A 19,828-nucleotide genomic window follows, 5' to 3' on the forward strand; every position below is an offset into this window, starting at 1 on the left:
GCCTTTTTGTTTTGTGTAAAGAAAATAGCGTTTTTGCATTTTTTTCCATCTGTGCAACGCTAGTGGGTCAGTCCCCCGTTGCTTTAACGCTTTAAAACAGTGGGTTGGTATTTGCAAGTCATAATTTATACTTTTACTATACCCCCCTATAGTATAGATGTCAACAGATAAAATTGTGAACTTTTTTTGTGTGATTTCTTTACTATTACTGATGTTTTATGATTGCCGGTTACAAATAGCATTACCCCCGATGGGTACCCTAAGGGGGCAAAATTAGGGAGGATTGGGCATCGTTCATGCCTATCGTTTCCCGAGACGCTTCCATTTCCTACAGCTCGGGCATCGTTCCCACTATTTGATACCCAGAAAGGGGCAAAATCACTTTTCTCTCCCTCTAATTATACCAATAGAGGGTATACATATTTTTTCAAAAAGCCTCCCATCGCATTCGGGATGAAAGGCTTATAATTAGGATTTTTCAAAGTTGTGTCAATCCCCAATAGCATTAAACAGTGGGATGGTACTGCCAGCTATACTTTATACCCCTATATAGTATTAATATAAACGAAGTAGCTGCTTGACCCGCTAAAAACATCATTTTAGCAAAACTCTTTTCAAATTTCAGCTTTTGTGTTAATTTAATTATGAATATTGAAAATTTAATACTTTTATATTTTCACTAGGGGAACCCTTGATAAGGGCTGAGAAAAAAGTAGTTACTTTGAAACCCTCATAACCTGAACAGGTTTGTACCTGCGTAGGAATGTGGTAAATGAAGGTTTCACTTCTACATAAACTTTAACCACTTTCCTGTTATTGGAGAGTGGTTTTTTTGTGCGGTAATTGCAGATAAGGAGTTTTCAAATGAAATTAATGGCTGTAACAGATAATACTCGCCCGGTTAAGGAGCTAGCAGAAAAAATTATTGCTATTAAAGATGTGATTGATCTAATACAGATTCGCGAGAAGTCTAAAACCGCACGAGAGATTGTGACATTACTGGATCACCTGCAAGCTGGGGGTGTCCATAAAGAAAAAATCATCATCAATGACCGATTAGACATTGCCCTTTGTATGAATATCCCAAATCTCCACCTGCCGGAACACGGACTGCCTGTAAAAATGGTAAAACAGCTTTACCCTAACCTGCGGGTTGGGTGCAGCGTCCATTCATTCTTACAAGGAAAAGAAGCGCAAAGGGATGGAGCAGATTATGTAATATTCGGCCATTGCTTTGCAACAAATAGCAAAAAAGGAATCCCCCCTAGGGGTATTGATCCCATTTTACAAATGAAAAAGGAACTAAGCATCCCTGTTTATGCAATTGGAGGATTCAGCTTGGACAACATTTCATCCGTCCAAATGGCTCAGGCAGACGGGATTGCTGTAATGTCCAGTATTTTTGCCGCAGACGAGCCGTATTTAATTGCAAAGAGTTTTCGTGCAGCACTTTTATAACATTTGGCATTGGCAGCTAAACGAACTTAAGGAGGTGATGAAATTGAACATACAGCTAAACGGGAAACTAGTAGAGCTGCCGAAGGAAACCGACTCAGTGGAAGAACTTTTGAAACATTATAATCTCCAAAACCGCATTGCTGTTGTGGAAGTAAATAAAGAAATTGTTAAAAAAGAAGACTATCAGAATAAGAGCCTTGCCAATGGAGATGTCATTGAAATTATTCATTTTGTAGGAGGAGGATAATTATGTTAAACATTGCTCATCACACTTTCAAATCCCGCCTGTTATTAGGAACAGGAAAGTACCCATCATTTGAAATTCAGAAACAAGCTGTCGAAGTCTCAGAAGCAGAAATACTAACATTTGCCGTGAGAAGAATGAACATCTTTGAAGATGGCCAGCCGAACTTCCTGGAACAATTAGACCTAAATAAATATACGCTGCTCCCAAATACCGCGGGGGCAAAAACAGCCGAAGAGGCCGTACGAATCGCCAAATTGGCCCATGCATCAGGATTATGCGACATGATTAAAGTAGAAGTCATTGGCGATGATCGAACCCTTTTGCCAGATCCGATTGAAACATTACGAGCATCCGAAATGCTTCTAAATGAAGGATTTATCGTCCTGCCCTATACGTCAGATGATGTGGTTTTGGCTAAACGCCTGGAGGATCTTGGCGTCCATGCGATTATGCCGGGTGCAAGTCCGATTGGTTCAGGCAAAGGTATTATTAATCCACTAAACCTAAAGTTTATTATTGAACAGTCTAAAGTTCCAGTCATTGTTGATGCTGGAATCGGCTCACCAAAGGATGTCGCTTATGCCATGGAACTTGGGGCAGACGGTGTGCTGCTTAATACTGCCGTTTCTGGTGCGAAGGATCCAATAAAAATGGCTGAAGCCGTCAAATATGCCATCGAGGCCGGAAGATTAGGCTATGAAGCAGGCCGTATTGAAGAAAAAGACTACGCAGTTGCCAGCAGCCCGGTAACAGGGATGGTAGGATCTTGATCAATCGTTATTCACGTCAGGAATTATTTTTAGGAAAAGAAGCGCAGAGAAAAGTACAAGATAGCAGCGTGATCATCATTGGTGCAGGCGCGCTTGGTTCAAGCAGTGCAGAAATGCTGGCAAGAGCCGGAGTTGGAAAACTTACCATTGTTGACCGCGACTATGTTGAATGGAGTAATCTGCAACGACAGCAATTATATAGTGAAGATGATGCCAAAAATAAGCTTCCAAAAGCAGCTGCAGCCAAAAATAGACTCCAACAAATTAATAGTGAAATTACGATTAATCGCCTTATTGAGGATGTTAACGGTCTAAATATTGAAGAAATGATTAAAGGCCATGATGTCATTGTCGATGCAACAGATAATTTTGAAACAAGGCTGATCGTAAATGATGCGGCTGTAAAACATAGCATCCCCTTTATCATAGGAGCCTGTGTTGCTAGTTATGGGACAATTTTTCCGATTATCCCCAGGGAAACTCCCTGCCTGCATTGTTTATTAAATCACTTGCCCATTGATGGCATGACTTGCGAAACGGTTGGAGTACTTAGCCCTATCGTTCAAATCGTTGCCTCGTGGCAAGTGACACATGTATTAAAGATTCTTGCAGGTGTACAAGTGCCTCCAGTTCTAAAATCTATTGATATCTGGAAGGATGAAAACTCCGCAATCGATGTAGCACGACTTAAAGATGAAAATTGCCCAACATGCGGTGTGGAGGCAGCCTTTCCTTATTTACAATATGGAAATCAAACGAAGACCGAGGTGTTATGCGGAAGAGATGCCGTACAGATTCGGCCAGCTGCAGCAAGGACATTTGAACTGAAGGTCTTTATGGAAAAATTAAAAGATATCATTACTAAACCATTAATCAACCCTTTTTTACTTTCATGCGGCTTTGAAGATTATCGCATTGTGTTTTTCCAAGATGGGCGCGCCATCATTCATGGCACTAATGACACAATGATAGCCAGATCTGTTTATAATCGATTTTTACAATATTATACGGAATCATCCTTGTCTTAACTATTCCTGTTTTATCCTTGCCCCAGCCTGGTGCTGCATAGCTTGAAGTGCCAGCTGGGCTGTGTTTATAGTTAAGTCTTGAAGCTGATCTATATTATAGGTGATGAAACATTAAACTAAGAGCAGCGGCTTTCTTAAAACAGCTGTCGAGAGTATACAAAAATTTTCAAATAGAAAACCTCTCATCCAATTAGGATGAAAGGTTTAATCATTTCGGGACAAGGTGCCTGTCCCCCTGTCCCGCTATCTTAGCAAGTCCTGGATATCTTCTTCTGTGAGAGTGCCCGGCTGTTTATTTTTGGGATCAATGACTTGTTCTATCAAGTGACGCTTCTTGTCCTGCAGTTTATTCATCTTTTCCTCAATTGTCCCTTTGGCTACAAGCTTTATGACCTGGACCGTTTGTTTTTGACCCATTCGGTGCGCACGGTCAGCAGCTTGTTGTTCGACCGCCGGATTCCACCAGCTATCATAAAATATAACAGTGTCTGCACCAGTTAAATTAAGCCCTGTCCCTCCTGCTTTTAAGGAAATCAGAAACATGTCGCATTCACCAGCATTATATCGGTTACATAATTCTACTCTTTCCGCTGATGGAGTCTGCCCATCTAAATAAAAATAAGGGACCCCTTGAATAGCTAGCTCTTGTCCAATAAAATGCAGCATCTTTGTAAATTGCGAGAAAATCAATAGACGCCGTCCCGATTGCCTCGCCTCTTCCATAATAGACAAAAGCTGCTCGAACTTTGCTGATGACCCTTTATAACCATCGACAAACAGTCCAGGATGACAGCAAATTTGCCGCAATCGGGTGATACCGGCTAGAACTTTAATACGATTCTTCCTTATTGTTTCCCGGTCTAAATGTTTTAAAGTTTTATGACGCAGCTTGGCTAAATAACTTGCATAGAGGACCTTCTGTTCATGCAGTAATTCAGTCGCCTCTAATACTTCCGTTTTCTTAGGCAATTCATGAAGAACATTTTGCTTTACTCTGCGCAGCATAAATGGGCGGATTCTTCGGGCAATCTGTTTATTCGTTAATTCACTGTACTCCCGCAGCCCTAAAAACAACTCAGGAAATACAACATGAAAGATCGACCAGAGTTCCTCCAGCGCATTTTCTAAAGGTGTACCCGTTAAGGCAAAGCGCTGATTTGCCTGAAGTCTTTTTACGGAACGGGCAGTCTGAGTTAAAGGATTTTTAAACATTTGTGCTTCATCAAAAAAGATGACATGAAATTTCTGTTTCTCATACCAGTTCACATCGCGGCGCAGCAGCGGATAGCTTGTGATAAGCACGTCAATATCATCAAGCTCCGTTTGCAGTTTTATTCGTTCAGCCTTATTTCCATCCATGATCATCGTCTGAATACCGGGAGCAAATTTCAGTATTTCGCTCTCCCAATTATAAGTAACACTAGAAGGACAAACAATTAAGGCAGGCTGCCCATTTTCACGAATGGCTGGAAGCTCTGATAAAATATAGGCAATACTTTGAATGGTTTTCCCCAGGCCCATGTCATCGGCTAGAATTCCGCCAAATCCATAGCTGGCAAGGGACTTCATCCATTTAAACCCAGATATTTGATAGTTTCTTAAAATATCTTTTAACTCCACTGGAACAGAAAAATCCAATCGATCTGGATGCTGAATATTTCCAAGAAACTCCCGAAAAGATTCTTCCATTAAAAAGCTGTCGCTATCCTCAAAATAATTTAGCAGTCTAAGTCCCTCTGCCACAGGAACTTCAAAGCTCTTTTCCCATTCATCATTTTGAACAGGGACAGCATTCAAGAAACGCTTGATTTCTTCCATTTCCTTTGTCTCTAGAGATAGCAAAGCACCGTCTCTCAGGCGATAATACTTTTGCTTTTCTTCCAATGCTGCCAATATGGCTTTGATCTCAGTCTCTGGAATCCCATCGATCTTAAACGTAAATTCAAGCAAGTGATTCCGTTCCTGATAATGCTTCACCTTTATTCTCGGTATTGTTGTTTTTGGCAATATCCGCATGCGTACGGCAGTGGTCGCATACACCTGAACCATCTTCTGCAATTTCGGCAGCTCGTGATACAAAAAGTTATATTCCAATTCTTCATTTTGAAGATAATAGCCGCTCTCTGTTTGATTAAACTTGCTTTCAGCCATCAGCTGCAAGATAGCTTCTTCCTTCTCCATGTCCCGAATAATCAGTGAACCTGCCATTGGCTGCCGATTCTCCAGCGGGTTGAAGACTGCCGATTCATAATGAAACTCCAGCCCTGCGAGCAGGCGATTCTTCACACGATCTAAATAAAGTTTTGCCTGTAATGGGGTCTTTCGCAGCTGCGCGGAGAATTCCCCTGATAAATGGACCTTCCCCAATTTTCTTAAATGCGGCAAAAGCTGTTCGACGAAGGATTTTAATTGATGACTTGGTATAGGGATTTCATTTATCTTGGAACGTTCTATCATTCGCTGTAATTCATAGAGCCGTTCTGCTTCCCATCTTTTAACCACAACGACTTTTCCTGCCGAAAGGACGGTGTCATATTCTTTCAATATCAGCATCTCGTCTAAACCGTGAATAACCAGATGATATCCATTTTCCTCCGTACCTGTAAATTCAAATGTTAACGGTAACGGTTCATCTGAAACACAGAACTGATGATAGCTATTCCCATCATATTGCAAGATGACTTGTGGAGCACGTGCTAATAAGGGTTCAACATTTTTCCAGAAGGATGCAGGAATTAGCAGCATTCCTTTATCCAAGTGACTCTTAGCTGAAATTGCCTGACGATGTACTTTTTCATCATCCATGACATGAATTAGCTGCTGAATAATGGCATCAGATACGTTATCAAAGCAATGGCTAACCGGTTCATATAAAAATTCTTTTGAAATTGCGTATTGTTTTCTATCTTTCACACTTTGGAGAAAATCACGAATGTCGGCTATTTTGAGTGATGAAATAGAAAGTTCAATACCAAATCGGGCATTCCCATCAATGGTAACTCCTTTACATAAAAAAGCTGTATCCAGGAGTTGTCTATTTTCAAAATGGATTTGCCGGCCACTTACAGGCAGCTGCTTCTCCTCAAATAATTTCAGCAATTCTTCTGGCATCTGTCCATCTGTTTGTCCAGGAATATATTTATCTTGTATATTCTCTTGCTGGTGGTGCTGCCAAGCTAGCAGCACCGCGGCAATATGTTGGCAATCTTTATCAAAAGAATTAAGAGACGGGCAGCTGCAGACCGCTTGAAATCCTTTAGGAAGTTTCTTGAGGCGGACATGGAAATCCTCCACCCCTTGGACTGTAGCCTGTATAGAAATTGGCGTTACTTCTTCCACTTTTACTTTTCCATTACGATAAAAAGCGTCCCCTCTTTTAAAGGAGACAGCCCCACATCGCTCTTTTATAATTTTTTGATTCAGCTGGATTTGCATAGGGTTGCCTCCTTTCGTTAAACAGGACATTTTCTTCTTTACTAAATGTATCATGAAGAATAGGCACACGCTAGTTGTACATAAGTCATTTCAAATCGTACATTAGGCAGCAGTTTCCCTAAAAATAAAAACACTCACAACTGTTTGCCAACTCGTGTGAGCGTTTACCATTTTTAATAAATCTATTAGATCTTTTAACGACTTCTCACTAAGAGGTTTACCGCTTCTTTAATTAAGTCTTCAGCATTTCTGTCTTCTGAATCTTCTGCTTTTCGAACACATTCAACCAAATTGGAGCTTACAATAACTCCTATTGTCCGATCTATAGCTGTTCTAGCGGCAGACAACTGGGTGATCACATCTTTACAGTCCTTTTGTTCCTCCATTAACCGAAGAATTCCTCTTAACTGCCCTTCAATCCGCTTAACTCTGTTTTTTATTTGATCGTTATATTCCATAGCTATACCACCTCAAACTTGGATTCTTATTAGATTCATTATAATCTCTTACATCAATAATTTCTAATTTAGACTTATCATATTCCCCTTCCGCCATAATGCACACTTTGGTAAATCATCAATAATTACCCCAAATCCACTTTATCCAGGAGTTTGATATCATAAAATACAAATCAACATGTGAAGTCCCTTAATCTATTTTTACCATCAAGTGATTAAAAAGACCTAAATATTCTTGAACTCTCAAACCTACTTTTGTATTATTATAATAATATATTATCTAAGTATCATATATTTTCTCTATTACGATAATGGCAAACTTATCTAAAGGTAAGGACGCAAAGCTACAGACCTAAGGCAAAGCATCAAATGCTATGGTGGCTGAGTTACCGAACATGGGGGTTATTCAAGCACACATCCCATTTGCGGTTTTGTGCTTTTTTATTTTAATTAAATACATAGAAAGGAAGACTTTATAATGGCAACAGATGTTAATGGCAGTTATGAAATCAAGGTGGACAGAGTAAAAAAGGAGATTAAGATCCGAGTGGAAGGCAGTGCAACTCCAGAAGGAGCACAGGCATTTATTAATGAATATAATCAAAAGACTTCTAGCGTGAATTCTCAGGAATACAACTGCGTTGCAGATTGCACGGATATGAAAGTAGCCGGGACCGAATTGCTGCCGCTGCTAGAATCGTGTGTAAAACTGTATAATCAGACTGGCTTTAAGAAGGTCATTTTCAGCGTTGGAAAAAACCCAATTTTAAAAATGCAGCTAAGCCGTCTAATTCGGCAAAATGGCATAACCAATGCGGAAGTTACCGAATGATAATAGAATTCCAATAAGAAGATGATTTTACCAAGGAGAGGGTACAGCTTGTACCCCCTTTTTCGTTTATGTTTTTTCGAATTTATGAAAAATTTATAGAGAGGAATTCATCCATGACAAACATCAAAATAAAAGAGATTGCTATATATCATCCAGAAAATCACATTCCTAACGACTTTTTCTTTCAGCATTTTGATAAGCGAGGCAAAGATATTCGCCATCTATTAAAACACGTTGGCAGAGAAAATCGCTATTGGACAGATCCAGATAAGAAAAAGGAAACAGGCATCACTATGGCTATTGAGGCTTCAAAAAAAGTATTAGAAAATGCTCATCTGACCGGAAAAGATATTGATATGATTATCTATTCCACTCAAATACCAGATCAATTGATTCCAATGAACGCCCTCTATATCCATCAAGCAATCAACGCTTCAAGCCATTCTATCGCTTTTGACTTAAACGGAAATTGTATTGGAATGACTCTTGCTGTCGATTTTGCTGCTCGCTATATGCAAGGCAATTCCAGGATTCAACGGGCGTTAGTCATTGGCTCTGATCATTTTTCTCCTATACTGAATCCTGAAGATGAACTAAGTTATTCGTTATTCGGGGACCTTGCCTCTGCTGTTATTTTAGAAAGTACAGAAGAATCTGCAGGATTTATTGATTCGCTTCATTATACGGATAGTGTGAACCCTAACCCTATCATGTTTCCGGTTAATGGGTTAGTGCAAACTTTGAAAGAACAAAATGACCCGTATATGAAGTTTGAACCTTTTGATGCGTCGCCTATGTACCCTCATGTCTATGATTCCATGCGTGAGATTCTGAATCAGCACGGATTAAAACCAAGTGATGTTAAATGTTGCTTTAGTCAAAGTAACAAGGCTATACTTCAACGGATTCAAGAAAACATGGGATTCCATGAAGACCAAATCATTTTTGCCGCAGATAAATATGGCTATCCTGGCACGAGCAGTCCATTCATTGCTCTTCATGAGGGAATCCAAACAGGCAAAATTCAACATGGGGATTACGTACTGTTCTGGACAGTAGGTTCAGTATATGAATTCATCACCATGTTATTCAAATACTAATATCGGCAGCTTACCGTTTAATCATAAATTTGCCAGTGGCGTTCTACAGCATTTTCCATAAATATATTTATTAAGAATTGAGTCAATGGCATTAACTGTTTTCGTGGCGTCTTGTCCTTCTATATATAAATATAAATGTCCTTGATATGTAAGGAAAAATGAAACCATTTTAGACAGTTGCTGAGGCTTTAAAACATAATTATCGGTATATAAGTAAACTTTGCTTTGAGAAGTTTTACAAATATGAAATAAATCAAGTACATTGGCTAGCTTTAATTTCTCAGTTATATTGTAAGATAAAATAGTTTTCATTGCTCTCTCCTTCTAAGTTAGTGTTATAAAATGTATAGGGAATGCTAACTAATAGGTTCCTTATTTATTTTTTCATAAGTATTTTATTTTTGGTAGGGTGTAAAATTGTTGAAAAAACACTAGTTTTGAAAAAATTCGTCTAATTTGCAGAGCTGTTAAAATGCAAAAAAATAAACCTAGTACGCGGAGTACTAGGTTTACTTTTTTGATAGGTATTATTCGTTCCCTTTACCGTTATTCTCTTTCTTATTTTCAGCGCCATTATTTTGGCCGTTTTTTTTCTTTTCGTTTACTTGCTGTTGCTTTTCAGCTTTCTTTTCTTGAACTTCTTCCTTTTTAGCAGCAGCTTTTGCCTGACCTTCAGCACGCTTTTCTGCAGCCTTAGCCTGCGCTTCTTCTTTCTTAGCTAATCCTGGAGCAACCACAGCAGTTTCCTTCATTTCTTCTGCAACTTTAGTTTCAGGTTCAACTGGTTCGTTTGTTGCTGTTACTGCTGTTGATCCTGTTGCTTTTGATTCCGCTGTAACTTGTTTTTCTTGAGTTCCCTCTTTGACTGCTTCTGTTTCTTCAGTTTCTTTAGATACTGCTTCTGCATCTGATGTTTCCACTGTAGCTTTTTCTTCTGCCTGGTCTTTTTCTGTTGCTACAGTTTCAGCATCTGCTGTTGCTTCATCCGCAGCAGCTTTATCTTCCTCAGTAGTTTCAACTGCGAATTTTTTTGCTTTTTCTTCAAGCTTTGCAAGTTTCTTATCTAATTTCGCAAAAGACTTTTGAATATTTTTCATTAAAGCTAATTGAGCTGTAGGGTTTTTAACATGTGATAATGCTGCAGCTAATGCATCAATGTTTTGAGCAAGCTTTGCTTCTACTTCATCTTCTATTTCTTCTTCATCTTCTGCTGCAATTACTTTGCCTTCAGTTGCTTCTTCTGTTGTATCATCTTCAGTTGCTATTTCTTCGCCTTCAGCTGTTTCTTTTGTCTCTTCAGTGTCTTCAGCTGACTGATCTGCAGTTTTATCAGCATCTTCCACTGTCGCTTCTTTATTTTCATCAGCAATTTTATCTGAATCTGCTAAGCTGTCAGCTGCTTCCTTTTGAGTAGCGATTGCCTCTTCTAAAAGCGCTGTTGCCTCTTCAGTTTTACCCTCTGCAAGCAATGCATTGGCTTCCGCAATACGCTCAGCAGCAAAGTCAGCTAAAAGACGAGCTTCCTTGTAATCATCAAATGTAACCGCAAGTCTTACCTTTTCCATCATAATTTTTACAAAATAGAAGAAATCTCCAGGTACCAAAGCTGGTGCTTCTTCTTGCTCTTGAACTGTTTCATCTGTTGTTTCAGTGTCAGCTTCTTCTTTTGTTGCAGAATCATCTTCTGTTCCTTCTTCTTCTGTTACAGCTTCCCCATCAGCAGCTGCTTCTTCCGCAGGCTCATCTACTGTAGCAGCTTCATCTACTGTAGCAGTTTCATCATCAGCTAAATTTACATCTACTGTCGTTTCCGTTTCCGTAATGTTTCCATTAGTTTCAGCTACTTCTTCCGTGACTGGTGCAGTTGGTTCAACTGATTCCTCATTTGCAAATGCAGTGCTTGTCCCTAAAGAAGATAAAATAAGTGCTGATGCCGCTGCACCGCTGATTAGTGACTTCTTAATTTTCATAGACTGTTTCCTCCTGATCTGATTTTCGTTATACCCTTCGACAAAAACAGACAGGTTTATGGTGGTAGATTTGAAAAAAATTTAAATAATTTCTTTATATTCCCTATAAATGAAAAAAATAGTGCCGTCTGAAGTCATTTTTCACGACTTTCAGACAGCACCATTTTTAAGAATATATTTTTACACTTCAACTACCTTATCTAAGCCAGTTTTATCGTTATATACTTTTTCATCCAATTCTCCAGTAATTTTTCCTGTTAAAATACCGGATGTCATTCCTCCGCTTACATTTAATGCCGTACGGCCCATATCTATTAGAGGTTCCACGGAAATTAATAAACCAACGATCGCTACAGGCAAGTTCAATACAGAAAGGACAATTAAAGATGCGAATGTTGCACCGCCGCCTACACCTGCTACACCAAATGAACTTATGATTACCACTCCGATGACCATTAGGATAAAACTAGGATCTAACGGATTAATGCCGACAGTTGGAGCAACCATTACTGCTAACATAGCTGGATAAATCCCTGCACAGCCATTTTGTCCAATCGATAAACTAAATGGTCCAACAAAGTTTGCCACACCTTCAGATACACCATATCCATCTGTTTGTGTTTTGATATTAAGCGGTAAGGTTCCCGCACTTGAACGAGATGTAAAGGCAAATGTTAAAGTCGGTAATCCTTTTTTAAAGTAAGTTACAGGGTTTAATTTTGCTAAACTGATTAAGATCAAATGTACAAGGAACATGGCAATAAGTGCTGCATAAGAAGCAATAACAAATTTACCCAAATTCACAATTGCGGCATAATCACTCGTTGCAGCTACTTTTGTCATTAAGGCCAATACCCCATAAGGAGTTAACCGTAAAATTAACGTCACAACGCGCATTGTGATGGCATATAAGGTTTCAATGATTTTTGCAAATAATTCAGCTTGTTCTGGCTGTTTCCGTCTCACACCTAAATAAGCGATACCAATGATTGATGCGAAAATAACAACTGCGATTGTAGATGTTGGACGTGAACCCGTCAAATCTGCAAACGGATTTGCAGGAAGAAAGGAAAGAATTTGTTCAGGTATCGTCATATCCTCAACTGTTGCTACTCGTTCTGTCAGTTCAGCATTACGTGCATTTTCCGCATCTCCTGCTTGCAGCTGAACTCCTTCTAAACCAAAGCCAAGTGTTGCCGCAATACCGATTGCTGCTGCAATACCTGTTGTTACTAATAAAATCCCGATTCCATAAAAACTGATTTTACCGAGATTTTTTGAAAGTGTAACCTTTGTAAATGCCCCAACAATAGAGATAAATACTAATGGCATAACAATCATTTGCAGCAATTTAACATAGCCAGAACCGACAATATTAAACCATTCAATTGTATTTGCAGTTATTTCCGAAGATGTGCCATATAAGAAATTAATTATTAGACCAAATAAAATACCTATACCCAGACCTGCAAATACACGTTTTGAAAATGAAACATGCTTCTTTTGCATGGAGTATAATCCAATAATAACTGCCAAAAGAATAACAATATTAATGATTACTAAAAATGTATTCAAATGGTTTACCCCCAATTTAGATTTATTATTTAACAAATGTACACCTAATATAACTCAATAAATCCAATTGGTAAAGTATGAATTGAATTACGTGTTTATTCAATAATTTCAGTATGAAAGCAGCGTTTCATATGGTTTATCATAGTTTCTCCAAGATCCGTAAATGTAGCTGAACCTCGTTTATGAATGGCAGTTTGGAATCCTTCGGCATCTGCTCCTGCTATCGTTAAAAAGTCACAAATATCCGTAGTTACCCCAACAATATGAACCTTTTCTATTTCAAAGTTCCTTAAAGTTTCAGCTAAATCTGTTTTGAAAAATGCATTATAGTTCGTTTTCGGCGTATAAATTACATGGTCATGATCCTTATTATCTTGAAACCAATCATATAAATCTCCATACAATTGCTGCCCCTCTGTACCCTCAATATTATGTGGCGGCCATAAGTCAAAGTGCGGGTCATTTGGCTGGTGCGCATCCATGGATATTACAACTACATTTCCATCTGCTAAAAATCCGGTTGCCAACTCCTTAATATAGGGTACTATTTCTTGTGCTGGCTTACCTACAGTTAATGTTCCATTGTCAGCCACAAAATCATTACTCATATCAACAATTAATAAAGCTTCTTTTGCCATCGTTTCTAACTCCAATCCATTAGTAATTTATAAGGTTACAAAGTCTATGAACAAAAAAGGTAAAATACCCCATCACTCGAGATAATTACCTTTTACTTTTTACAATTATTGCAGTCTTCCGATCAAATGATTTGTCAGTTTGATCTCTTGTATGGATAAATTTAAACTATAGTTTCCATGATCGAGAAGTTTATTAAGAAAATGATTCAATTGTTCTTGGGATTTCACCTTTATTTTTAAATGGTAACAGCCCTTCCCAGATACTCGGTGAGCTTCAACTACCTCTTTTCGGCCTTTAATAAAATGGATAAAAGCATCATGATTCGCTGTTTTCATATTAACAATGACAAATGCTGTAAAGATAAGCCCCAGTTTCAATTCATCGATTATCAGGGAGTAAGCTTTAATTATACCGCTTTCCTCAAGTTTTTTAATTCGATTCCCTACTGCTTGTCCAGTCATATGAATCTGTTCCCCGAGATCCTTCCATTGAATACGTGAATTTTCGCTAAGTAACAGCAGAATCTGAAAATCTATGTGATCAAGTTCCATAATAAATCCTTTCACCATGAAATAATTTGAGTTAAAAGTGTTTCATCAAAGTATCGATAAAAATCAAAATATTAATTATCATTCTTATAGTACTAAATTTTATATTGGGGTGAAAGAAAATGAGCACAGCTTTAATCATTGTCGATATTCAAAATGACTATTTTCCTAATGGAAAAATGGAATTAAGCAACCCTGGAAAAGCGGCAGCTAATGCGGCTAAAATTCTTGATTGGTTTAGACAGAATAACAAAGATAATATTTTTCATGTCCAACATATTGCAAGTAATCCAAAGGCAGGCTTCTTCCTTCCAAATACGGAGGGAGCGAAAATAAATGAAGCTGTTCTGCCATCTAAACACGAACACATTATCGTCAAAAATTTCCCTAACAGCTTTCAGAAGACTGATTTAGAAAGCAAATTAAGAGAAAAAGGTGTAACCAAGGTAGTGATTGCAGGAATGATGACGCATATGTGTATTGATGCAACAGTTAGGGCTGCAGTGGATCTAGGCTTTGAAACTACCCTTATCGAGGATGCTTGCGCAACAAAAGAGCTATTTTATCAAGATAAGGTCGTTTCAGCTGAACAGGTTCATACTGCGTTTATCAGCGCCCTTAACGGTATATATGCAAACGTAATTTCGGCCGAGGATTTCCTTTTATCATAATAACTAATTGGTAAAAAAGCTCGTAAACTCCTATTTATCAAGGATTACGAGCTAAATTTTTTAAAAACCCAACAAATCTAAAAACATTTAGGCTGGTGAGCACGGTCGAAATAGGATTATAAGAAAAGTCATTACAAGATGTTGTGTAAAATTTGTGCAGTACTTTTATATAATCTTTTTTTCTATAAGTTCTTTAATCTCTTTTTCTGTAAATCCTAATTCGTTTAATATTTGAGACGTATGCTCCCCAACCAAAGGCGGCGGCTGTTTATATTCCACATGTGTCTTAGAAAATTTAAGCGGACTGCCAACATATTTGAATGTACCAATAGTCGGATGTGGCATTTCACACAGCATCTCACGTTCCAACACGATGGGGTCTTCAAAGATTTGATCGATGCTATTTATTGGACCGCAAGGAACGCCGGCTTCTTGCATTAATTCAAACCATTCGTGTGCAGATTTCTTAGCAAAGAGTGTATCTAAAGTTTCGATTAATTCTTCCCGGTTTGCTAAACGCTGAGTATTATTTATAAACCTAGGATCACTTGCTAATGCAGGATCATCTAAAATATTACACAATTTCTTAAACTGCTGGTCGGTTCCAATCGTTACGACCATTTTTCCATCCGATGCATTAAAGACTTGATATGGGACAATATTAGGATGCTGATTTCCATATCTCCCTGGCCTTTTTCCAGAACTCAGGTAATTACTCGCAACATTAGCCAGCATTGAAATTTGCGAATCAAGCAGAGAGATATCAATTTCCTGACCTTCTCCTGTCTGGTTTCGTGTCTGAAGAGCAGATAATATTCCTATAACACTATATAAGGAAGCAAGTAGATCCGATATGGGAATTCCTAATTTCATTGGTTCCCCATCAGGTTCCCCTGTAATGCTCATTAACCCGCTTATTGCCTGGATTAAATGATCAAATCCTGGCAGGCTTTTATATCGTCCCGTCTGCCCGAAACCGCTTATTGAACAATAAATAATCCTGGGGTTTTCCTTGACTAAATCCTGATAACCAAGTCCTAATTTCTCCATGGTGCCAACTCGAAAATTTTGTACAACTATATCGGCGTCTCGTACCATTTGGAGAAAAATAGATTTGCCTTCTTCACTTTTTAAATTAAGTGTCAATCCTTTTTTATTGCGATTGGCACTCAAATAATAGGCACTTTCACCTTCTAGATATGGCGGCCCCCATTTTCTCGTTTCATCACTGCCCCCAGGAGCCTCAATTTTAATGACATCAGCACCTAAATCTCCTAACATCATAGTGCAATAGGGTCCTGACAAGATTCTTGTTACATCTAATACTTTTATACCCTCCAATGGATTTGCAGCCATATTACCGACCCCTATCTAAATTACATTTAATATATTCCAAGGTTTTGAAAAAACAAACATACTGAAAAAATAAAGGGCTTTAATCATATATTCGAAATATCTGATTAAAACCCTATTAACCTATTATCTTCATTACTTATCCAGGGTTTGCTCCTTATTTACCGCAGCTGTTGCACTATTATCAGCAGTTAAACTGTAAAGATTTTCTGGCAAATCGTATTTTTTCCCTGTTAAAATTTCTATAATTTGCCCTGCAGCCTCTACAGCACGTTCTTTAATTTCCTCGTTTGTAATAGAGGATAATGGATGTGTAATTTCTACAACAGGATAATTTAATGCGCCCAAAATTTTAGAAATGTTTCCAGCTTCTTTAACAAAGCGCGATGTACAAATGACTGCAGAGGGTACTGACATGCTTTCAAATCCAACTCCGTCGTGTACACACGACCACGTGCAAGACCCTCAATCGCCGATGGCTGTCAAAACAGCATCACATTTTTTTGCTATTTCTTCGCGTAAGTCCTGTGGTGAGGGCGACGAATAGCTTTCCTTTTTCCACCATAATACTTCGGACACATTAAAAATTTTGGTTAAAATGGATTCGATTTCTACTAAAAGATCCTTTGAATTCCACTTCCCGTTATTAACAATGCCCAACACCTTACCATCCAGTGTATCAAGGCGAGTAGAGAGTCTTATACTTTCCATTGCTAACGTTCCTGTTGGTTTATAAACTTCGATCATTTGCTGTTCCTCCATTCTTTTTTCATTTAATCTCTAATGACTTTAGTAACAATTTTTGGACTTATTCTTCCCCAGCCAGGCACAACTACTGAAAATCTGCCTGCTGAGCCGCCTGCATATAAAATATGGATATCATCTGGCCGTGGAACAATGGGTATCATTTCATCCGGATTCTTACGGTCATACCACTTTGGCCAGTTATTATTCCAAGTCCATCCGTAACGGCCGTTAAATCTCAGCTTATCAATATTACTTCTTGCATTTTGGTATAAATAGTATCGAACATCATCTTTCGTCCAGCCGTGCTTAGCGATCGTTGCTGCATGTTCAGGACCGATCACGACTAAAATTTGTCCGCTCATAAATGTATTGTTGTTCCCCATATTTGTCATCACTTGAGCAATAGAATAGCAGATCCCATATGGATCATTGGCAATGTGGTTTGTGACGCTTTGAGGTGCCTCACCGCCGAAAACAGTCACCGTACTTTGATCAGCGTCGAAACCTTTTTCAACATGGAAAGGCTCCCAAGGGCTGTCTTCTTCATTTTCCGCGATGCAATACGTGAATTTTCCGGGGTGACCAAATGTTGACATATCTGTTTCTCCTGGATAACCCCCACCAAGGTTCATCATACATAGCCGAAATGCTCTCCCTATCGTGGCATTTGCCCTAAACCCTTGACCAAATACATTATGACGGGAATTAATAGACAATTTATTTCTAATTGGTCCATTGACAATCATTAATGGACTGACAACATGCGTAGTTGCATTAATTCCACTTAAGTTAAAAACTGGTTCACATGCGGCCTCAACCCCGGCTATAACTACAGGAAGATATTCCGGTTTACAGCCTGCCATTACTGCATTAATGGCGATATCACGTACCGTTACTTTAATTTCCCTTGGCGGAAATACAGCAACCACTTCATCTGGGTCCCGATTGACGGATGATAACATTTCCTCTACAAATTCCCTTTTTGGAGGTACAATCGGTAAGCCATCCGTCCATTTTTGTTCATAAAAGTATTCTATTGCTTCTTTCCAGTCGTCAAGTTTAATTGTTTGATCCTTTTGAGTCTGCAAGCCCTCTTCCCCCTCCTATTTTGATCCTAACCAATAGTTGCTTAAATACTCTGTATCCTAATTAATCACGAGGGTCTATAATAACTACATCCTGCAAGTCACTTACTTGTGGCGACAAAGTATTCTGTACCATCATTTTAATGACGTCTTTAGGTACGATACACTCCTGACAAACGTCCGGACCAAAAATTAATGTTACCTCTGCAATTCCATTGTTCCAATCTGTTAATTGCAGGTCGGCACCATCTAACTGAAAACCTTCGCTGAGTCTTTTTATGCCCTCTTCTAAAACAGCTTTTTGGCTCATTTTTCACCCATCCTTTCATAAGAATGTCCTTTTTAAACCTTACTTTTACCCTGGAAGTTTTCCGAATTAGTTTGAATCTCCCGTGAATTCTAGTTATTTGAATTTATTATAATTTTCTTTTAAAATCTATAGATAATCAAATATCTTTAAGCTATACTCGTATAGCCTAAAGATATATAAACTAAAAAATCATTATGATGAAAAGAAGGAGGGGAATATAATGGAATTTCGACAACTAAGATATTTTGAGTCTGTTGTACGGAATAAAAAAATCACAAAGGCGGCTCAAGAGCTGCATATTTCTCAGCCTTCACTAAGTAACCAGCTGAAAGCGCTGGAAGACGAATTAGGATGTATGTTAATCGAACGAAATTCAAGGGAGATTAAGCTAACAGAGCCTGGGGCGATATTGCTCAAACATACCCATTTGATCCTCAATCAATATAAAAAAGCAAAATCAGAAATAAAAGAATTACTAGAGTTAAATACAGGTGAAATCTCTGTAGGCGCTCTGCCTTCTATTGTCATCTCTAGTCTCCCGCGTATTATATCAAGCTTCAAGAAAAAGTATCCAAATGTGGTTGTACATATACATGAAATGGGGGGGTGAATCGATAGAGGAAGCATTAAAAAACTCTGACATTCATATAGGAATTAACTCCCAACCCATATGGTCAGATTTGTTAGTAAGTGAGCCAATCATTCAAGAGGAATTAATTTTAATCGTTTCAAAAGAACATCATCTTAATGGTAAGTCTAAAGTCAATTTAGAAGAATTAAAGAATGAATCTTTTATAGTATTAGAGAATGATTACCAGTTACGTAATATCACGATCAATTCATGCAAAGAAGCAGGATTTGAACCTGCCATTGGGTATGAAGGCTGCCGAATAGAAATGTTACTTAGTTTTACAGCTGAAAACTTGGGGGTCTCCATTGTACCTGAAACCTACACCAGACATGAACTTAGTAACAAGCTCAAAATGATAAGGATCCAAAACCCTACACCAACAAGAACACTTTGTATTACATTGAACAAAAACCGTTATATTTCACCTGCAATGGTTGAGTTTCAAAAAAATGTTTTTGACTATTTTAAGCAGACTCTCTAAAGAATAGATACAGGGGAAAATTCTCAATCAAGATTTTTACATCAAATTTTTTCACTTTTTATATGTAAAATGTGTAAACTCCTGTTTCCGACAAAATAAAAACACTCACAAGCATTGAAATATCAATAATTGTGAGTGTTATATCGATTTTTTTAATAATACCGGTGGCCGGGGTCGAACCGGCACTCCAGAAGGAACACGATTTTGAGTCGTGCGCGTCTGCCAATTCCGCCACACCGGCAAAAAATTGGAGGCGGCAACCGGATTCGAACCGGTGAATAAAGGTTTTGCAGACCTTTGCCTTACCACTTGGCTATGCCGCCTTATATATAAATAAATGGAGCGGAAGACGGGATTCGAACCCGCGACCCCCACCTTGGCAAGGTGGTGTTCTACCACTGAACTACTTCCGCAAATGGCTGGGCTAGCAGGATTCGAACCTACGAATGACGGAGTCAAAGTCCGTTGCCTTACCGCTTGGCTATAGCCC

General features: G+C 38.5%; 20 protein-coding genes, 3 tRNA genes and 2 riboswitches. Of the genes, 9 read left to right on the plus strand and 14 right to left on the minus strand.

Annotated features, from left to right (window positions below; all coding sequences use genetic code 11):
- Positions 1-671 precede the first annotated feature (671 nt).
- A riboswitch (TPP riboswitch) is annotated at positions 672-781 on the plus strand.
- 83 nt (positions 782-864) lie between these two features.
- Genes AC1Q59_RS23975 through AC1Q59_RS23990 form a run of 4 tightly spaced genes read left to right on the plus strand, consistent with a single transcriptional unit; the run spans position 865 to position 3,503 of the window.
- A complete protein-coding gene (locus AC1Q59_RS23975; RefSeq protein WP_492368392.1) occupies positions 865-1,458 on the plus strand; it encodes a thiamine phosphate synthase in 594 nt (197 codons plus the stop codon).
- A 43-nt stretch (positions 1,459-1,501) separates the two neighbouring features.
- Positions 1,502-1,705, plus strand: a complete 204-nt coding sequence (gene thiS / locus AC1Q59_RS23980; RefSeq protein WP_492368393.1) for a sulfur carrier protein ThiS — start codon at positions 1,502-1,504, stop codon at positions 1,703-1,705.
- Between the two features lie 2 nt (positions 1,706-1,707).
- Complete coding sequence (locus AC1Q59_RS23985) at positions 1,708-2,475, plus strand: thiazole synthase (RefSeq protein ID WP_492368394.1); 768 nt, start codon at positions 1,708-1,710, stop codon at positions 2,473-2,475.
- Positions 2,472-3,503, plus strand: a complete 1,032-nt coding sequence (locus tag AC1Q59_RS23990; protein ID WP_492368395.1) for a ThiF family adenylyltransferase — start codon at positions 2,472-2,474, stop codon at positions 3,501-3,503. The genes AC1Q59_RS23985 and AC1Q59_RS23990 overlap by 4 nt, the downstream gene beginning before the upstream one ends.
- A 243-nt stretch (positions 3,504-3,746) precedes the next feature.
- Here the strand turns inward: AC1Q59_RS23990 and AC1Q59_RS23995 are convergent, their stop codons facing one another.
- Together AC1Q59_RS23995 and AC1Q59_RS24000 are read right to left on the minus strand one after the other, a co-directional pair.
- Positions 3,747-6,938, minus strand: coding sequence for an SNF2 helicase associated domain-containing protein (locus tag AC1Q59_RS23995; protein ID WP_492368396.1), 3,192 nt, complete (start codon positions 6,936-6,938; stop codon positions 3,747-3,749).
- A gap of 194 nt (positions 6,939-7,132) precedes the next feature.
- Complete coding sequence (locus AC1Q59_RS24000) at positions 7,133-7,396, minus strand: metal-sensitive transcriptional regulator (protein ID WP_492368397.1); 264 nt, start codon at positions 7,394-7,396, stop codon at positions 7,133-7,135.
- Between the two features lie 303 nt (positions 7,397-7,699).
- Positions 7,700-7,790, plus strand: a riboswitch (cyclic di-GMP riboswitch).
- Positions 7,791-7,874: 84 nt separating this feature from the next.
- Between AC1Q59_RS24000 and AC1Q59_RS24005 the strand changes: the two genes are divergently transcribed.
- Both AC1Q59_RS24005 and AC1Q59_RS24010 read left to right on the plus strand, forming a co-directional pair.
- Positions 7,875-8,228, plus strand: coding sequence for a hypothetical protein (locus AC1Q59_RS24005; protein ID WP_492368398.1), 354 nt, complete (start codon positions 7,875-7,877; stop codon positions 8,226-8,228).
- Between the two features lie 113 nt (positions 8,229-8,341).
- Positions 8,342-9,328, plus strand: a complete 987-nt coding sequence (locus tag AC1Q59_RS24010) for a ketoacyl-ACP synthase III (protein WP_492368399.1) — start codon at positions 8,342-8,344, stop codon at positions 9,326-9,328.
- Positions 9,329-9,349: 21 nt separating this feature from the next.
- On the opposite strand, the gene AC1Q59_RS24015 is transcribed toward AC1Q59_RS24010, so the two are convergent.
- The 5 genes from AC1Q59_RS24015 to AC1Q59_RS24035 form a co-directional block, all read right to left on the minus strand.
- Positions 9,350-9,640, minus strand: coding sequence for a hypothetical protein (locus tag AC1Q59_RS24015; RefSeq protein ID WP_492368400.1), 291 nt, complete (start codon positions 9,638-9,640; stop codon positions 9,350-9,352).
- Positions 9,641-9,855: 215 nt separating this feature from the next.
- Positions 9,856-11,298 carry a hypothetical protein gene (locus tag AC1Q59_RS24020; RefSeq protein WP_492368401.1) on the minus strand — a complete coding sequence of 481 codons (1,443 nt, stop codon included), beginning with the start codon at positions 11,296-11,298 and terminating at the stop codon, positions 9,856-9,858.
- Between the two features lie 180 nt (positions 11,299-11,478).
- Positions 11,479-12,873: an L-cystine transporter gene (locus AC1Q59_RS24025; RefSeq protein WP_492368402.1), complete on the minus strand. Its 1,395-nt coding sequence runs from the start codon at positions 12,871-12,873 to the stop codon at positions 11,479-11,481.
- Positions 12,874-12,968: 95 nt separating this feature from the next.
- Entirely contained in the window at positions 12,969-13,511 is a 543-nt protein-coding gene (locus AC1Q59_RS24030) for a cysteine hydrolase family protein (protein WP_492368403.1), read from the minus strand.
- A gap of 105 nt (positions 13,512-13,616) precedes the next feature.
- Positions 13,617-14,063, minus strand: a complete 447-nt coding sequence (locus tag AC1Q59_RS24035) for an Lrp/AsnC family transcriptional regulator (RefSeq protein WP_492368404.1) — start codon at positions 14,061-14,063, stop codon at positions 13,617-13,619.
- Between the two features lie 119 nt (positions 14,064-14,182).
- On the opposite strand from AC1Q59_RS24035, the gene AC1Q59_RS24040 reads away from it, so the two are divergent.
- On the plus strand, positions 14,183-14,731 hold the full coding sequence (locus tag AC1Q59_RS24040) for a cysteine hydrolase family protein (RefSeq protein WP_492368405.1): 549 nt from the start codon (positions 14,183-14,185) through the stop codon (positions 14,729-14,731).
- A gap of 165 nt (positions 14,732-14,896) precedes the next feature.
- On the opposite strand, the gene AC1Q59_RS24045 is transcribed toward AC1Q59_RS24040, so the two are convergent.
- The 4 genes from AC1Q59_RS24045 to AC1Q59_RS24060 form a co-directional block, all read right to left on the minus strand.
- Positions 14,897-16,087 (minus strand): CaiB/BaiF CoA transferase family protein, encoded by a 1,191-nt coding sequence (locus tag AC1Q59_RS24045; RefSeq protein ID WP_492368406.1) that lies wholly within the window; start codon positions 16,085-16,087, stop codon positions 14,897-14,899.
- A gap of 132 nt (positions 16,088-16,219) precedes the next feature.
- Positions 16,220-16,846 carry a UGSC family (seleno)protein gene (locus AC1Q59_RS24050; RefSeq protein WP_492368407.1) on the minus strand — a complete coding sequence of 209 codons (627 nt, stop codon included), beginning with the start codon at positions 16,844-16,846 and terminating at the stop codon, positions 16,220-16,222.
- 11 nt (positions 16,847-16,857) lie between these two features.
- Positions 16,858-17,919: a hypothetical protein gene (locus AC1Q59_RS24055; RefSeq protein ID WP_492368408.1), complete on the minus strand. Its 1,062-nt coding sequence runs from the start codon at positions 17,917-17,919 to the stop codon at positions 16,858-16,860.
- 61 nt (positions 17,920-17,980) lie between these two features.
- Positions 17,981-18,226, minus strand: a complete 246-nt coding sequence (locus tag AC1Q59_RS24060) for a hypothetical protein (protein WP_492368409.1) — start codon at positions 18,224-18,226, stop codon at positions 17,981-17,983.
- A 220-nt stretch (positions 18,227-18,446) separates the two neighbouring features.
- On the opposite strand from AC1Q59_RS24060, the gene AC1Q59_RS24065 reads away from it, so the two are divergent.
- On the plus strand, positions 18,447-18,836 hold the full coding sequence (locus tag AC1Q59_RS24065) for a LysR family transcriptional regulator (protein WP_492368410.1): 390 nt from the start codon (positions 18,447-18,449) through the stop codon (positions 18,834-18,836).
- Entirely contained in the window at positions 18,820-19,338 is a 519-nt protein-coding gene (locus tag AC1Q59_RS24070; protein WP_492368411.1) for a LysR family transcriptional regulator substrate-binding protein, read from the plus strand. Before AC1Q59_RS24065 ends, AC1Q59_RS24070 begins: the two co-directional genes overlap by 17 nt.
- Before the next feature lie 159 nt (positions 19,339-19,497).
- Here the strand turns inward: AC1Q59_RS24070 and AC1Q59_RS24075 are convergent.
- The 3 genes from AC1Q59_RS24075 to AC1Q59_RS24085 all read right to left on the minus strand — a co-directional run bounded on the left by AC1Q59_RS24075 (position 19,498) and on the right by AC1Q59_RS24085 (position 19,751).
- Positions 19,498-19,579 (minus strand) — tRNA-Leu (locus AC1Q59_RS24075).
- Between the two features lie 7 nt (positions 19,580-19,586).
- Positions 19,587-19,661 (minus strand) — tRNA-Cys (locus tag AC1Q59_RS24080).
- Positions 19,662-19,676: 15 nt separating this feature from the next.
- Positions 19,677-19,751, minus strand: a tRNA-Gly gene (locus AC1Q59_RS24085).
- Between the last annotated feature and the right edge of the window lie 77 nt (positions 19,752-19,828).

The organism is Cytobacillus sp. MT66 (assembly GCF_058792595.1).

What these genes read in the sequence shown, in the direction of transcription:
- AC1Q59_RS24065 (WP_492368410.1), top strand. Translation starts at nt 18,447, where the DNA reads ATGGAATTTCGACAACTAAGATATTTTGAGTCTGTTGTACGGAATAAA.
- AC1Q59_RS23995 (WP_492368396.1), bottom strand. Translation starts at nt 6,938, where the DNA reads ATGCAAATCCAGCTGAATCAAAAAATTATAAAAGAGCGATGTGGGGCT.
- AC1Q59_RS24035 (WP_492368404.1), bottom strand. Translation starts at nt 14,063, where the DNA reads ATGGAACTTGATCACATAGATTTTCAGATTCTGCTGTTACTTAGCGAA.
- AC1Q59_RS24015 (WP_492368400.1), bottom strand. Translation starts at nt 9,640, where the DNA reads ATGAAAACTATTTTATCTTACAATATAACTGAGAAATTAAAGCTAGCC.
- AC1Q59_RS24060 (WP_492368409.1), bottom strand. Translation starts at nt 18,226, where the DNA reads ATGAGCCAAAAAGCTGTTTTAGAAGAGGGCATAAAAAGACTCAGCGAA.
- AC1Q59_RS24020 (WP_492368401.1), bottom strand. Translation starts at nt 11,298, where the DNA reads ATGAAAATTAAGAAGTCACTAATCAGCGGTGCAGCGGCATCAGCACTT.
- AC1Q59_RS24040 (WP_492368405.1), top strand. Translation starts at nt 14,183, where the DNA reads ATGAGCACAGCTTTAATCATTGTCGATATTCAAAATGACTATTTTCCT.
- AC1Q59_RS24010 (WP_492368399.1), top strand. Translation starts at nt 8,342, where the DNA reads ATGACAAACATCAAAATAAAAGAGATTGCTATATATCATCCAGAAAAT.
- AC1Q59_RS24070 (WP_492368411.1), top strand. Translation starts at nt 18,820, where the DNA reads ATGAAATGGGGGGGTGAATCGATAGAGGAAGCATTAAAAAACTCTGAC.
- AC1Q59_RS24030 (WP_492368403.1), bottom strand. Translation starts at nt 13,511, where the DNA reads ATGGCAAAAGAAGCTTTATTAATTGTTGATATGAGTAATGATTTTGTG.
- AC1Q59_RS23985 (WP_492368394.1), top strand. Translation starts at nt 1,708, where the DNA reads ATGTTAAACATTGCTCATCACACTTTCAAATCCCGCCTGTTATTAGGA.
- AC1Q59_RS23975 (WP_492368392.1), top strand. Translation starts at nt 865, where the DNA reads ATGAAATTAATGGCTGTAACAGATAATACTCGCCCGGTTAAGGAGCTA.
- AC1Q59_RS24000 (WP_492368397.1), bottom strand. Translation starts at nt 7,396, where the DNA reads ATGGAATATAACGATCAAATAAAAAACAGAGTTAAGCGGATTGAAGGG.
- AC1Q59_RS24005 (WP_492368398.1), top strand. Translation starts at nt 7,875, where the DNA reads ATGGCAACAGATGTTAATGGCAGTTATGAAATCAAGGTGGACAGAGTA.
- AC1Q59_RS24045 (WP_492368406.1), bottom strand. Translation starts at nt 16,087, where the DNA reads ATGGCTGCAAATCCATTGGAGGGTATAAAAGTATTAGATGTAACAAGA.